This is a genomic window from Sphingobacterium sp. UBA7625 (assembly GCF_002484085.1).
Lineage (GTDB): Bacteria > Bacteroidota > Bacteroidia > Sphingobacteriales > Sphingobacteriaceae > Sphingobacterium > Sphingobacterium athyrii.
The window spans coordinates 35,532-50,628 of sequence record NZ_DLJD01000051.1; the positions used below are offsets into that span (position 1 = coordinate 35,532).

Genomic DNA, 15,097 nt, shown 5'->3' on the forward strand with positions numbered 1-15,097 from the left:
ATGACCCAATATTCGAATTTAAAATATGAGGTTAAAGATAGCATCGGCTATATCCTAATAAATCGTGAACCTCAAATGAACGCCCTGAATCAAGAGACACTTGATGAATTACAGGAAATTTTTAAGCACTTTAATGCAGATAGCCATGTCCGTGGTATTATATTGACGGGAGCAGGCCAGAAAGCATTTGTCGCTGGGGCGGATATTAAGGAGTTTACTGACTTGTCAGTTGTTCAGGCACGTTGGTTAAGTGAGCGCGGTCATATCATTTTTACAGATCTTATTGAGGGAGCGCCAAAACCCGTTATTGCGGCCATCAACGGCTACGCTTTAGGTGGTGGACTTGAGATGGCGCTGGCTTGTCATATGCGTATTGCTTCTGAAAATGCAAAAATGGGACTTCCTGAAGTTTCGTTGGGACTGATTCCGGGTTATGGTGGGACACAGCGCTTGCCCGCTTTGATCGGAAAGGGGCAAGCTATGCAGATGATTTTGACCGGCGATATGGTTGATGCGCATAAAGCCTATGAAATGGGACTGGTGAACGAAGTGGTTCCCCAGGAAAAGCTGATTTCGCGTGCCGAAGAAATACTTCGGAAAATATTTACACGTTCACGTGTCGCGGTTGCCAACGCCATAGATGCCATCAATGCGGCTGCGGACAAAAAGCGGGATGGTAACAAAGTCGAGATGGATGCGTTTGGACACCTGTTCGGAACAGAAGATTTTAAAGAGGGGGTTTCGGCTTTTCTGGAGAAAAGACCACCCAATTTTCCGCTATAGTACAAGCCGTCTTACTGCATTAGAAAGATAGAAAGCTTCTCAAATTAATGGGAAGCTCTTCTTTTGTCTAAGACTTTACTTAGGCAGTAATAACTTCGAAACAGCGATGATCCCTGCTATCTTGGAGGCAATCGATCGGGAATTTAATCCAACCTACTTTTGATATATCCTGCGATAATCTTGAGGAGACATCTTCATCTCTTTGGTAAAGGCCTTAGAAAAATGAAAGGGATCATAGAAATGCAGCTTGAAAGCGATCTCTTTAATTTTTAGCAGCGTAAATTGCAAATATGAACAGGCTCTTTGCATGCGCAATTGATTGTAGTATACCATGGGCGGATAAGAGGTCTTCTGTTTGAATAAGTTGATCAAGTGCGATTTTGAATAGTTAAAATGTGAAGCAATCTCGTCCAGACTAATGTTATTTTCCAGATTGTCCTTCATAAACAGGATGATATCCTGAATGATATTATCTACTTTAATCGGATTACTTTCTTTGTATTGCGTCGCATATTTGATGGATGCCAAAAAATATTGAAAGCAAAAACTTGTGTATTCTAAATTTTCTGGGCTATAGCCCATTTCCAGATTTTGGTATATACTTTCAAATAACTGAAGTCGGTCGTTGTGCTTGTTTGTGTGGTTATCATTCATGTGATTGATCTGTCCGATGATATTTTCAAAAAGAGATGCTTCAGTACCTTGAAAGTGGATCCAATAAATACTCCAAGGGTCGTTGGCTCTGGAACCATAAGAATGCGTTGTGTTTTTAGGAATGATGTAAAGATCATTTCTAGAGATATTATAAGTTATTTCATCCTGTTTGATCCACCCATGGCCGTTTTCGCAATAAATCAAAATATATTCTGCACAGCCTTCCTGACGGTCACGATAATGCTTTTTTGCATTCGGATAGTAGCCAATATGTGTGATGTGTAATTTTGAAGTAATTGCATTGGAAGCTTGGTAGTTGCACACGGAATAAGGGAGTACAATTGCCTTCTCACCTTTGAATCCTTCTGCCATCACATCCGTATCTCTATTCATAAATCAGGGAATTTGGTATATGCTATAAAAATAGTAATATTTTACATGTTTATCGTGTTCACTTACATGATTTACATACAGTATTCCACTAATTTTACGTCAATAAATCTAAATATGTAAATTCTTATGCAAAAGACCACGACGACGTATTTGCTGTTAATCACTTTTGTGGCCGCTATTGGAGGGTTTCTTTTTGGCTACGATTGGGTTGTCATTGGAGGGGCGAAGCCTTTCTATGAGGCATATTTTCATTTGGAGTCTGCTCCTGCACTTCAGGGTTGGGCGATGTCGTCAGCAATTGTAGGCAGCTTTATCGGTGTATTGCTTTCGGGAGGTCTGGCAGATCGTTACGGTCGAAAGCCACTGATTTATATCGCGGCGATTCTTTTTATTATCTCTGCTGTAGGAACAGGTATGGCTGCCAACCTTAGTCTCTTTATTATTTATCGTGTACTGGGTGGGATAGGGATAGGTGTGGCTTCTAATCTCGCGCCGATGTATATAGCGGAGATAGCGCCCGCAGAAAGCCGCGGAAAATTTGTCTCCATCAACCAACTGACGATTGTACTGGGGATACTTGCAGCACAGATTGTCAATTGGTTGATTGCAAAGCCCGTGTTGCCCGAAGAAGTTATAGCCACAACATGGAACGGACAGCAGGGCTGGCGGTGGATGTTTTGGGCGGGAGCGATTCCGGCGGTTATTTTTTTATTGCTGCTTTTCCTGATTCCGGAAAGTCCTAGATGGTTATTCAACAAAGGAAGACATGAAGAGGCCCGACAGATTTTTTTACGGATGGGTGGTGATTATTATGCCAGCAAAAGTATGGCTAACATGGAAGTTACCGATACGGATCATAATAGACTAAAGAAAAAGAACCTATTTCGGGGGAAGTTATTAAGGCTTTTGTTTCTAGGAAGTTTTATTGCGGTCTTTCAGCAATGGTGTGGCATCAACGTGATCTTCAATTATGCACAGGAGATTTTTACAGCTGCGGGATACACGGTGTCGGGGATGCTTTTCAATATAATTATAACAGGCGTGATCAATGTCATATTTACCTTCGTAGGCATGTATATGGTCGATAGGGTTGGACGCCGCGCATTAATGTTGTTCGGTGCTGCAGGACTTTTCGGTATTTATGCGGCTTTAGGTGCTTGCTACTATTTCAATTGCAGCGGCATCTTTGTACTTCTCCTGGTATTAGCTGGAATTGCGGTTTATGCAATGACATTAGCGCCGGTAACTTGGGTTATCATTGCTGAAATTTTCCCTACGGCGGTTAGAGCGCAAGCGATGGCTATAGCGACCTCACTGTTATGGATCGCATGTTTCGTACTTACCTATACCTTTCCGATGTTGAATCAAAGCTTGGGCGCAGCGGGCACATTTTGGCTGTATGGAATAGTCTGCCTGATTGGCTACGTATTTTTATGGGGACAATTGAAGGAGACCAAAGGTAAAAGTCTCGAGGAGATTGAACAGGAATGGTCGGATGAAGCGATAACACCCTAAATTTTGCAGATAGTTGCCCTTTTTAATTATTAAATCAACTTAAAGTATATAATCTAATAGCTATTTACAACATGACAGAATTGACACGTTACCTGATTAAATCCACAGTCAATCAGCGCGGTATAGTAAAAGTTTGGGCGGAATCTGTGGCGATACCGACCTACGCGGTTGGCGCGATGGAGAAAAATCCGATTTTTGCTGAAAAACGTGTGTACCAAGGTAGCTCCGGTGTGGTATATCCCTATCCCATTATCGAAAAAATTAGCGACGAGAAAAAGGACAAGATCTATCAGGCACTATTTTTAGAAAATGAATATATCAAGGTAATGATTCTGCCTGAACTCGGTGGAAGAATCCATATGGCCTACGATAAGGTTAGAGAACGACATTTTGTCTATTATAATGAAGTGATCAAACCAGCACTGGTCGGGCTTACAGGTCCTTGGATTTCCGGCGGGATCGAGTTTAATTGGCCTCAGCATCACCGCCCGACTACCTTTATGCCAACGGAATATTTAGTTGAGCATAATACGGATGGCAGTGTGACGGTATGGTGCAATGAAATCGAACGGATGTTTCGGATGAAGGCCATCCAGGGGTTTACACTTTATCCCGACAAAGCCTTTATTGAAATAAAAGTGCAGGTCTACAACCGCACTGCCTTACCACAGACTTTCCTCTGGTGGGCCAATCCGGCTGTTGTCGTCAATGATGATTATTATTCTGTTTTCCCTCCCGATGTAAATGCTGTGTTTGATCATGGCAAAAGAGAAGTTTCAACATTCCCGATAGCAACAGGAACTTATTATAAATACGATTATTCCGCTGGAGTTGATATCGCACAATACAAGAATATTCCTGTTCCGACCTCCTATATGGCCATCCAGTCAAAATATAATTTTGTGGGCGGTTATGAAGCCGGAGATACCAATGCGGGGATGTTACACGTTGCAGACCATCATATTTCTCCGGGAAAGAAACAATGGACATGGGGTAATGGTGATTTTGGTTTGGCTTGGGACCGGAATCTGACAGACGAAAATGGCCCTTATATCGAATTAATGGCTGGTGTGTATACTGACAATCAGCCCGATTTTGCCTGGTTGCAGCCTTATGAAGTGAAATCATGGTCGCAATATTTTATGCCCTATGCAGCTGTGGGGCATGTGAAGAATGCAACGAAAGATCTTGTCCTCAATATGGAGGTCCATCAACAGTGTGCTCACATTATCCTATACGCAACAGCGGTATTTGAAGGCCTTCATATTGTTTTGAGGGATAAGCAAGGGAGAGTTTATCTGGAAGAAGAGATCTATTGTTCCCCTCGGGATATTTATAAACAAACTGTTTCTGATTTACCGGGTAATCCCTTTGATTTGATCCTTTCGGTTTATGATAGCAATGGTAATGAAATGCTGCAGTATCAATTGGAAAAGCAAAGGGATAGTAGGGATATCCCCGAACCCGCACGGGCTGTTTCAGCACCGGAATCCGTTCACTCGACGGAGGAGTTATTCCTGGCAGGACAGCATCTTGAACAATACCGGCACGCCACCTATAATCCAATGGATTACTATCTCGAGGCACTGAAACGGGATCCGCATGACGCACGGTGTAACAATGCACTGGGAGCTCTATTATTAAGAAGTGGAAAGATCGCTGAGTCTATCCCTTACTTCCGTACCGCAATAGCAAGGCTTACCGAACGGAATCCAAATCCTTACGATGGCGAGGCCTATTATAATCTAGGCTTAGCTTTACAATTATCCGGTGAACTGGATGCAGCCTACGCCGCCTTTTATAAGGCAACCTGGAATGCCGCCTGGCAGGACGCGGGGTATTTTGGTCTCGCACAAATAGATTCAAAACGCGGACAATGGGATGCTGCGCTGGAAAAAATAGAACGTTCAATAAACCGAAACTGGAAACACCATAAAGCCCGGCAATTAAAAACCTCGATTTTGAGAAAACTGGGGCGGGTAGAGGAAGCGTTGGGTTACATTAAAGATTCGCTGGAAATAGACCCATTCAATATGGGCTGTCAATTTGAATGGTATCTGCTGACAAAGGACAAGACTGTTTTGACGCCTGTTCTAGATTTATGTAAAGTAAATATACAGAGTGTGGTAGAATATGCGCTGGATTTTGCGCAGGCTGGGCTGTATGAAGAAGCCATCCAGTTATTGGAAAAAACGATCGACGATCCGCAAACAGTATATCCAATGATATATTATGCGTTGGGCTATTTTAGTGCATGTATCGGACAAAATGATCAAGCAAAAGCCTATTATGACAAAGCTCGTATCATGGACCCGACTTATTGCTTCCCAAATCGGTTGGAAGAGATCCTTATACTTCAGGATGCAATCCTGTACAACAATGACGATGCAAAAGCCTATTACTACTTGGGGAATCTATGGTACGGGCGGAGACAACATCAAGATGCAGTGGACTGCTGGGAGCAAGCCATACAATTGGATCAACAGTATCCTACCGCTTTTCGAAATTTGGCTTTGGCCTATTATAATCGAATGGACAGGAAGGAGGAAGCCGTTGCTTTGTTGGAAAAAGCATTCGCATTGGATGAGACTGATGCCCGACTGCTGATGGAATTGCACCAGCTCTATAAGAAACAAGGGTACAACTATGGGGAAAGACTGGCTCTATTGGATCGCTATGCAGACCTTGTGGTTAGCCGAGATGATCTTTTCTTGGAACGGATTACACTTTTCAATCTCCTGGGGCGATACGAAGAGGCTAGACAACTGCTGGCTTCCCGACAGTTTAAACCTTGGGAAGGTGGAGAAGGAAAGGTGTCCCGTCAATATACAATCTGTCATCTGGAATTGGCCAAGGAGCGTTTAAAAGTCAACGACCTCAATCATGCACTTGCACTGCTTACAGCCATTGACAGCTATCCATATAATCTTGGTGAGGGTAAACTGATTACGATGGAGGAGAACGATATTGATTACTATAAGGGCATTTTATACCGTTCAATGGGAAATGAGGCGGAAGCAACAGCCTATTTCATCAAAGCTACACAAGGGGCTCAGGAACCTCAGCAGGCTCTCTTTTATAATGATCCGCAACCTGACAAGATATTTTTTCAAGGTCTGGCCTGGCGTGAACTCAAACAAGAAGACAAAGCTCAACAATGTTTCCAAGGTCTAATTGATCATGGTAAAGCCTACTTGGACAGACCTTTTAAAATCGATTATTTTGCCGTTTCATTGCCCGATATGGATATCTGGGAGGACGACCTTGACCTTAAAAATAGGATTCATTGTCTATATGTAATGGGCTTAGGGTACCTCGGAAGAGGAGATTTGCCTTTGGCTAAGGGCCATCTTGCACAGGTGCGGGAATTAGACCCCAACCATCAGGGTTGTCTATCTATCTTACGTTCTTATTTGGAGGATGTCATCCTAAATAATTAATTTCAGACATGTATCGTTATCTCATTTTATTGTTTGCTCTTTTACAGAGTTACTGCCTTTGGGCGGTCGAAGGGTATCAGCTCAATCTTGCCGGTCAGTGGAGTGTACAGCTTGACCCAGAGGATGTGGGTGTGAAGAACGGGTGGGCCAATAGGTCTTTCGCAACAGCCATCAAACTGCCGGGGACGACAGATGACGCGAGACTGGGAACGGCGAATAGCCTAGCTCCGGCGCTCACTAAACCTCAGCTTTCCCATCTGACGAGAAAACATCGGTATGTGGGCGTAGCTTGGTACACGAAAGAGCTATCTATCCCGCGGGGCTGGGCAGGTAAGGAAATGATCCTAAAATTGGAACGGATTATATGGGAATCCACAATCTGGATTGACGGCAAAGAAGTTCCCCAAAAACAACGAAGTTTGGTAAGTGCACATGAATTTTACTTAAGCTCGTTTCTAAAGGCCGGAAAAAAGCATCGTCTGACTATTCGCATTGACAACCGAAAGAAAATGGCGATCAGTGTCGATGATATGGCACATGCCTATACAGACCATACCCAGATTATGTGGAATGGTATCATCGGTTCGATGTATATTGAAGCCTTGGATAAAATTCATGTCAAACAGTTAAGTACTTTTCCGGTTTTGAGCGCAAAGCGAGTAGATCTAAGTATAGTACTTTCGAATAAAACGCAAAAAAATACTCGTAGCACGCTCAAGGTGAGGGTTAGAGGCAAAGGCGACAAGACGTTCCTTCCGACGGTGGACAAAGAGATTTTGCTTATGCCGGGAGATTCCTGTATACAACTCAGCTATGATCTGGGGCCGGAGATGCGGGCATGGAACGAATTTTCACCAAATCTCTATGAAGTAGAAGTAGTGTGTCATTCGACTGAGGGCACTAATGTAACAAGTACCTCTTTTGGAATGAGGGAGCTGTCAAAAAAGGGTACGGCAATGAACATCAATGGACAACCTCTTTTTCTTCGCGGGACATTGGAGTGCAATATTTTCCCGTTGACCGGGCATCCACCCATGGAAGAAGCTGGGTGGCTGAAGGTATTTACGACAGCCCGGCAATGGGGACTCAACCACTTAAGGTTCCACTCCTGGTGTCCCCCGGAAGCTGCTTTTACTGTGGCTGATGAACTTGGGTTCTATCTGCAGGTTGAATTGCCGATCTGGGAAAATAATGTGGGTAAAGATGATGCGGCTTTAGGTTTTCTATATGAGGAGGCTGACAGGATGATCAAACAATACGGTAATCATCCGTCGTTCTGCTTTTGGAGTATGGGGAATGAATTGAGCGGTGACTTTGATGCCCTTAACACACTTGTAAAACATATAAAAGAGAAAGATCAGAGACACCTCTATACAGCGACATCATTTACTTTTCAACAAGGACATGGAATTTCCGGCGAACCTTTTGACGATTTTCTGATCACCCAGTGGACGGCAAAGGGATGGGTGCGAGGGCAGGGCGTATTCAACAGTGAGCCGCCGGTTTTTAATAAGAACTACATTGCTTCATTGGAAGGTGTTTCTATTCCAGTTGTTACGCATGAGATCGGGCAGTATGCCGTTTACCCCAATTTGGATGAGATTAAAAAGTATACAGGTGTATTAAAGCCGTTAAACTTTATTGCTGTAGCCGAAGATCTCAAACGCAAAGGCCTATTGCATAAAGCTAAGGCCTATACAATGTCTTCAGGTAAGCTGGCCGCAATCCTGTATAAAGAAGAGCTGGAACGTGCGCTGAAAACACCGGGCATCAGCGGTTACCAATTACTGGATCTCCATGATTTCCCTGGCCAAGGTACCGCATTGGTGGGACTGTTAGATGCCTTTTGGGATAGTAAAAATATCCTTTCGGCAGCTGAATTCAGACAGTTTTGCGCCCCTGTGGTGCCCCTGCTTCAGTTTTCCAAAGCTGTATATACGAATGATGAAGTATTTGACGGGGTTGTAGACATCAGCAATTATGGTGCTGTCACATTGAGCGATCAGTTGGTCGAGTGGTCTATGAAAGATGGGGCAAAAACTGTTGCAAAAGGTCACTTTCCAACAGTCGTAGGTCAGGGGTACAATGGGAAAGTAGGCCGCTTTGAAGTACCACTTCAAGCCATACAGCAAGCCAAAAAGTTGACACTTCATATTAATCTCAAAGGCACGAGCTATGAAAATCACTGGAATATATGGGTGTATCCCAAAGAAAATCAAATTGATTTTACTGAAGTAAGCTATACAAGGGAGCTGGACGACGCTTTACGGCTGTTGCAGGCTGGCAAAAAGGTTCTTTTAAATCCTGACTGGAAAAAAATTACAGGTATTGAAGGTAAATTTGTCCCAGTATTCTGGAGTCCGGTACATTTTCCGAAGCAGGCCGGAACAATGGGGTTACTCTGTGATCCAAAACATCCAGTGTTTGGTAGTTTTCCAACAGATGGGCATACAGACTGGCAGTGGTGGGATCTGCAGATCAACTCCACAACAATGGTCATGGATCAGATCAAAGGTGGAAAAGCCCTTGTCGAAATGATAGATAATTTTGCAAACAATAGAAAACTGGCTACACTCTTTGAGGGTTCGGTGGGGAAAGGTAAACTGATGGTGGCGTCATTTGATCTGGCGACTGATTTAAACAACAGGTCCGTCGCAAGACAGATGCTGCAATCCATACTCACCTATATGAATAGTTCGAGGTTTGCGCCAAAAGTTATCGAAAATCCTGAGGTATTACAAAAGATTCTGCAATATAAAGAGCCGCAGGAAAAGGCAGCTCCGAAAGCTATTTATTAAATATTATTTGGCTAATTTTCTGCTCACTATGGCGGTCTGTTTGTTATAATGGTCGATTTTGACTGTTATTCATACTATTCTTTTGTTTCACTCGTTTTTAAGAGAACCACATTACTGTCTTTTCTTAAGTTAACAGAAATAAAAAAAATGACGAATAACGAGTTAAGAGCACTTGCTGAATGTTCACGTAGGGGCGATATAACAGGGATAGCGCAAATTTTTGCCTCGGCAACCAACAAAGCTGAATTTCAGGATTACGAGTTGAACGGCACCGTCAGCCAATTGATCAGATCACAGCACTATGACGTGTTGGACGAATTTATTGATAAGGGGTTTATTTCAACAGACCTTTATGATTATGATCGCTTTAGTTCAACCGTTATCACTGCCTTGTTAAAGCCGCAGATTTCAACGGAAGAACAGCTGGAAGCTTATTTAGCCTGGTTTAAGGGATATCTGGGGCGTATAGATGATATTAATGAAGAAGTCGCCGGCACCACCTTATTTGAATATGCAATACAGGAAAATGTCAGCATGGCATTGTTGAAGGCCATTGCGGAAGCTGGAGCTGATTTACAGCGCATGGATCAATATGGACAGACGCTGCTTTTTAAAGTTTGTAATCTCCGTATGCAATCTGCGGATCGCATTGTGGAGCTGGTGGACTGGTTGTTATCTGAGGGTGTCGATCCCAATATCAGCAATGTCGAGCAGAAGACAGCTTTGCACATGGCTGTAGATACCATAAAAATGCCCGCCGTGGTCAAGTTACTGGATGCAGGTGCAGACCCTGGACTGAAGGACTGGCATGGTGAAAGTGTTTTTCATTATGCCGCCACAAGACAGTTCAATCCAGAATTATTGGAATTGCTTCTAAATTATGGGGTGCCCGACTTCCATAGTGTTGATAAGCAGGGCGAAAATCTGCTTAATGCATTTCTTCGAAAGATGCATACGGACAGTGAATCTAATCTTAGAATTCTAACTTTGTTATTGGAGCAAGGAGGCGATCTGACAGCTGCATCACGCTGGTATCAGAAAGAAAAGACTGGAGTCGACTGGCTGGCGGAACGATCTGCGGCCACATTGCAGGAAGTTGTGGACAAAGAATATCTGGATCTAAGCTATTCGGATAATGAAGGAAATACAATTTTGCATAAAGTATGTCAGGTAGATCTAAATTACGATGAAAATAAAGCACGGGATCTATACAAGAAAGTGAAGTTTTTAGTAGCTGAAGGAATTGATCCTCAGATAGAAAATAGCAAGGACAAAAAAGCGGTTGATTATGCCATGGAGGACAATCTCAAGGTAAAGACCGTGGAGTGGTTATTAAAGCAATAAATAAAAAGAAAATTCATGTCTCAATCATTTATAGTTGCATGCGAAGGGGGAAAACGCAAGATTGCTGAAATCTTGTTGGAAAAGAACCAAGTCGATGTGTCGTATACGGATGAATTAGGTCGAACAGCATTACATTATGCAGCTCATCGCGGATATTTGGATCTGGTAAAAAAGTTGGTCGAGGCCGGTGCGGCGGTGGATTACGAAGACCATCGCGGTGAGACACCATTGTATTTTGCCCTGCTACAAAAGCAGAAGCAAACCGCGGCTTATTTATTGGACAAAAACGCCAATATTCATATCAATGACTTCTTGGGCAATAGCTTATTACATATTACCGCACGGACCGGACAGCAGGAGATGGCTGAGAAACTGATCGCTGCAGGATTGGAGGTAAATGCATTGAGCAATGATGCGGAGTCGCCTTTGTTGTTGGCTGTGCAGGCAAAATATCCCCCTGTCGTTCAATTGCTGGTGTCACAAGGAGCCAATTTGGATATCACCGATAAAGCAGGCAATACTGCACTCAACATTGCAGTAGCATTAGGGTCGGTGCCCATTGTAAATATGTTGTTGGATAATGGCGCCGCAGTCAACACGTTGAACGATCTAAGCGAAGGCCCCTTGCTATTAGCCGTGAAAATGGGTAATCGTGTGCTCGCACAGAGATTATTAGAACAAGGCAGTGATATTTTTGCTGAGTCTGCCGAAGGGATCTCTCCAGTTTGGTACGTCTGTAATAGCAATCAAAAGGAGCTACTGGCGTTGTTTTTGGAAAGAGGGCTTTCTGCGGATTACGCTCGCCCTGTAGATTCATTTGATGGAAAGGATGGAAAGTATATGGAAAAGCTGATCGAGCGCACTGGTGGACGTACATTTATTCTTGGATTTGAACCTCATTATGCCGGTGAAACACTATTACAGACTGCAACAAAAATGGGTTATCTTTCATTGGTAAAACAGCTGTTGGATAGTGGTGCGACTATAGACAAACAGGATGCCTCCGGTAATACAGCTTTGCACTATGCGGCAGCATATGGGAAAAAAGATGTATTGCGTTATTTGCTTTCAAACGGTGCGCTGACTGATATTTCTAATGTTCTTGAGCAAAAGCCAATAGATTATTCCAATATGCAGGGATTTAATGAGATAACAAGATTATTGATAGACTTCGGTGCGAAAACAAACGCTGTGGATGATGGTCCCATCAGTGCAGGTGCCAGCATAGCTCAACCAGCTTCGCCGATGGATATGGGACTGAAAAAACAAGCTTTGTTTGATTTAAAGGATCTGCTGGATGCCGGAATTATCAATCAAGAAGAATTTGACCAGGAAAAAGCGAAGATATTAAAGGCCTGATCATCATGGCTATTATTGCGTGTACATAAAAACAAAAAAACCTGCAAATTTTACATTTGCAGGTTTTTTTTTGTAGCCCGTAGGGGAATCGAACCCCTGTTTCAAGAATGAAAATCTTGCGTCCTAACCCCTAGACGAACGGGCCATTTCCTTTGTGATGCTGCAAATATAGAAGCTTTTTCAATAAGCGCAAAAAAAAAGTGCGTTTATATCGCTAATTCGCTGAAATTGAGAAAAATTATTTTTTAAGCGACCTTAGCCAACAGCATATGCAAGCATATATTCATTGAATTTTTCATAATGTACGTCAAAAGTCTGCTTGTGGTGGTTGCTGTCCAGTTCGAGTTTTAAGACACCTTGCTTTTGGTAGTCGAAGGGCTGTATAGTCATGTTATTTAAGAAAGAGACCCCCGCATTCCCCTGAAGTTTATAGATGGCCTCTTTGGCACACCAACAGGCATACAACTGCTCGTATCGTGTATCGTCCTGTGTAATAAAAGCAAATTCAACGGGTTTGAGAAATTTATGTTGGATCCGCTCAACTTTTGTTTTGATAATTTCCATGTCGATCCCAACCTCCCCCTCGGTACTTATCATTGCGGCGGCATAGTCAAAGGAGTGCGAAAGTGATATCTTCTGTGGAAAATTGGCTAAATAAGGTTTACCGTTCGCATCGGAAGGGCAATCTATATAACGCGAAGTATTCAGAAGGGTCCGCAATAAGACACGTGTAGCAAGCCAATGTAACCGTCGTTTACCTTGATTAAAAGAACCCAGTTTAGCCTTCTCGCGCTCGTCCAGCTGAAGTTTGGATAACAGATCATCATCGGATTCTTCAATCCGCCAAATGGCAAATTTGGTTTGGCCATCTATTTCACGTAAATACACTAGACTCATACCCAAATTTAAAAAACAAATTGCAAATTATCGCATGTTCAATCAGGAGCGATTAGATAAACCGTCGTGTAAAATACAGACAGCAGGGGGAAAAGCTGATTTTGGTACGCCCGTCAAAATGAACGAACTGAGCTGGTCGAAGCTTTAAAAGAGTCAATTCTCAATAAAAGCTGTACTTTAAATAAAAAATAGCGTAAAAATTTGTGTGAGAACCGTATTTTTGAATTTATATAGCATGGCCTGATGCTCTTGCTATCTTGATACACATGATTTTATCGGATAAAAGAATTCTTGAAGAGATTGAAAATGGCAGTATTGTCATTCAGCCGTTTGACCGTAAGTGTTTAGGAACAAATTCCTACGATGTACATTTGGGCAAATATTTGGCAACCTATGCAGACCGCGTACTGGATGCCAAAAAACATAATGAAATTGATCATTTTGAAATACCGGAGGAGGGTTTTGTATTGGAACCTAATACCTTGTATTTGGGGGTAACGCAGGAATATACAGAAACACATAAACATGTTCCTTTTTTGGAAGGAAAATCGAGTACTGGCCGTTTGGGAATTGACATCCATGCAACAGCTGGTAAAGGGGATGTGGGATTTTGTAATACGTGGACCTTGGAGATATCTGTCGCACAGCCCGTTAGAGTCTATGCTGGAATGCCAATCGGTCAATTGATTTATTTTGCTGTAGAAGGCGAAATCGAGACGTTTTACAATACAAAGGGGAATGCAAAGTATAATGGCAAGACCATACGTCCTGTCGAATCCATGATGTGGAAGAATAGTTTCTAAATGAAAAACGTTGGATGGATCATTTTAGGGATGCTGCTGATTATCGTGATCAGTGGATTGCTTTATTATTTTGTTCATCCAATGTTTGGCGGAAACTTTAAAGGCGCCCGATTAGAGCGGATGAAACAGTCGCCAAACTTCAGAGATGGAGTATTTCATAATCTTGAAGTGACTCCCTCCCTAAAGAATGATGTAAATATCGTCTCTTTAATGTGGGATTTTCTTTTCAATAAAAAGCCGGGACTGAAGCCATTGGTTGTGTTACCGGCGGTGAAATGTGATCTGAAAAATCTGCCGCCACAGGATCTTTTGGTCTGGTTTGGACACTCTTCTTATCTGCTGAAAATTGATGGCAAACTACTGCTCGTCGATCCCGTATTCAGTGAAAATGCTTCACCCGTACCGGGAAGTAACAAAGCCTTTAAAATCGCCGTGGATTATACAGCGGCAGACTTTCCTGAAATAGATTTCCTTTTTATTTCCCATGATCACTATGACCATCTCGATTACGAGAGCATAATCAAACTGCGGGAGAAAGTCGGTCGGGTTATCTGTGGTTTAGGGGTGGGGGCGCATTTTGAATCCTGGGGTTATAAACCAGAACAGATTGTCGAGGGCGATTGGTATGATCAGGTTACTCTTCAGCCTGATTTTCAGGTAAATTTTACCCCCGCAAGACATTTTTCAGGCCGTAGATTTACAAGAAATAATACCCTTTGGACTTCCTTTGTCCTGAAAACAACGAAATACAATTTGTTTTTAGGTGGTGACAGTGGTTATGGTAAGCATTTCAAGACAATAGGGGATCGATTCGGCCCGTTTGATCTGGCTATATTGGAGAACGGGCAGTATAATGATGCCTGGCATTATATCCATTCGTTGCCCGAAGAATGGGGGCTTGAAACCAGAGACTTACAAGCAAAAGTCACTTTGCCCGTTCATTCGTCAAAATTTGCCTTGGCAATGCATGGATGGAAAGAACCAATGGAAAAGTTTTATGAAATTGCCCAAAAAGAAAACAGTAAACTCATTACACCGAAAATAGGGGAACTGGTGCATCTGGACAAACTGGATACCGTATACGCTCCCTGGTGGCGGGAAGTCAATTAAA

10 protein-coding genes and 1 tRNA gene are annotated in these 15,097 nt (G+C 42.8%); 8 read left to right on the forward strand and 3 right to left on the reverse strand.

The window, feature by feature from the left end:
- Positions 1-783 carry an enoyl-CoA hydratase/isomerase family protein gene (locus B4G94_RS20375; protein WP_286861504.1) on the forward strand — a complete coding sequence of 261 codons (783 nt, stop codon included), beginning with the start codon at positions 1-3 and terminating at the stop codon, positions 781-783.
- 153 nt (positions 784-936) lie between these two features.
- On the opposite strand, the gene B4G94_RS20380 is transcribed toward B4G94_RS20375, so the two are convergent.
- Positions 937-1,830: an AraC family transcriptional regulator gene (locus tag B4G94_RS20380; protein WP_286861507.1), complete on the reverse strand. Its 894-nt coding sequence runs from the start codon at positions 1,828-1,830 to the stop codon at positions 937-939.
- Between the two features lie 126 nt (positions 1,831-1,956).
- On the opposite strand from B4G94_RS20380, the gene B4G94_RS20385 reads away from it, so the two are divergent.
- From B4G94_RS20385 to B4G94_RS20405, 5 genes are all read left to right on the forward strand, one after another.
- Complete coding sequence (locus tag B4G94_RS20385) at positions 1,957-3,345, forward strand: sugar porter family MFS transporter (protein WP_108634611.1); 1,389 nt, start codon at positions 1,957-1,959, stop codon at positions 3,343-3,345.
- Between the two features lie 71 nt (positions 3,346-3,416).
- Positions 3,417-6,785 carry a tetratricopeptide repeat protein gene (locus B4G94_RS20390; protein WP_286861512.1) on the forward strand — a complete coding sequence of 1,123 codons (3,369 nt, stop codon included), beginning with the start codon at positions 3,417-3,419 and terminating at the stop codon, positions 6,783-6,785.
- 8 nt (positions 6,786-6,793) lie between these two features.
- A complete protein-coding gene (locus B4G94_RS20395; RefSeq protein WP_286861514.1) occupies positions 6,794-9,583 on the forward strand; it encodes a sugar-binding domain-containing protein in 2,790 nt (929 codons plus the stop codon).
- A 147-nt stretch (positions 9,584-9,730) separates the two neighbouring features.
- The gene (locus B4G94_RS20400; protein ID WP_286861516.1) at positions 9,731-10,927 is read left to right on the forward strand and encodes an ankyrin repeat domain-containing protein; all 1,197 of its coding nucleotides are present in this window, start codon (positions 9,731-9,733) and stop codon (positions 10,925-10,927) included.
- A 15-nt stretch (positions 10,928-10,942) separates the two neighbouring features.
- Entirely contained in the window at positions 10,943-12,286 is a 1,344-nt protein-coding gene (locus B4G94_RS20405) for an ankyrin repeat domain-containing protein (RefSeq protein ID WP_286861518.1), read from the forward strand.
- 73 nt (positions 12,287-12,359) lie between these two features.
- Here B4G94_RS20405 and B4G94_RS20410 read toward each other — a convergent pair.
- Positions 12,360-12,431: transfer RNA gene (locus B4G94_RS20410), tRNA-Glu, on the reverse strand.
- A gap of 110 nt (positions 12,432-12,541) precedes the next feature.
- Positions 12,542-13,183: a 4'-phosphopantetheinyl transferase family protein gene (locus tag B4G94_RS20415; protein WP_108634616.1), complete on the reverse strand. Its 642-nt coding sequence runs from the start codon at positions 13,181-13,183 to the stop codon at positions 12,542-12,544.
- A gap of 266 nt (positions 13,184-13,449) precedes the next feature.
- Here B4G94_RS20415 and dcd point away from each other — a divergent pair, with 266 nt between their 5' ends.
- Both dcd and B4G94_RS20425 read left to right on the forward strand, forming a co-directional pair.
- A complete protein-coding gene (gene dcd, locus B4G94_RS20420) occupies positions 13,450-13,986 on the forward strand; it encodes a dCTP deaminase (RefSeq protein WP_108634617.1) in 537 nt (178 codons plus the stop codon).
- Positions 13,987-15,096, forward strand: a complete 1,110-nt coding sequence (locus B4G94_RS20425; protein ID WP_286861521.1) for an MBL fold metallo-hydrolase — start codon at positions 13,987-13,989, stop codon at positions 15,094-15,096.
- Position 15,097: the final 1 nt, after the last annotated feature.

Coding starts and splice junctions, on each gene's coding strand:
- B4G94_RS20375 (WP_286861504.1), top strand. CDS start 1: ATGACCCAATATTCGAATTTAAAATATGAGGTTAAAGATAGCATCGGC.
- B4G94_RS20380 (WP_286861507.1), bottom strand. CDS start 1,830: ATGAATAGAGATACGGATGTGATGGCAGAAGGATTCAAAGGTGAGAAG.
- B4G94_RS20385 (WP_108634611.1), top strand. CDS start 1,957: ATGCAAAAGACCACGACGACGTATTTGCTGTTAATCACTTTTGTGGCC.
- B4G94_RS20390 (WP_286861512.1), top strand. CDS start 3,417: ATGACAGAATTGACACGTTACCTGATTAAATCCACAGTCAATCAGCGC.
- B4G94_RS20395 (WP_286861514.1), top strand. CDS start 6,794: ATGTATCGTTATCTCATTTTATTGTTTGCTCTTTTACAGAGTTACTGC.
- B4G94_RS20400 (WP_286861516.1), top strand. CDS start 9,731: ATGACGAATAACGAGTTAAGAGCACTTGCTGAATGTTCACGTAGGGGC.
- B4G94_RS20405 (WP_286861518.1), top strand. CDS start 10,943: ATGTCTCAATCATTTATAGTTGCATGCGAAGGGGGAAAACGCAAGATT.
- B4G94_RS20415 (WP_108634616.1), bottom strand. CDS start 13,183: ATGAGTCTAGTGTATTTACGTGAAATAGATGGCCAAACCAAATTTGCC.
- dcd (WP_108634617.1), top strand. CDS start 13,450: ATGATTTTATCGGATAAAAGAATTCTTGAAGAGATTGAAAATGGCAGT.
- B4G94_RS20425 (WP_286861521.1), top strand. CDS start 13,987: ATGAAAAACGTTGGATGGATCATTTTAGGGATGCTGCTGATTATCGTG.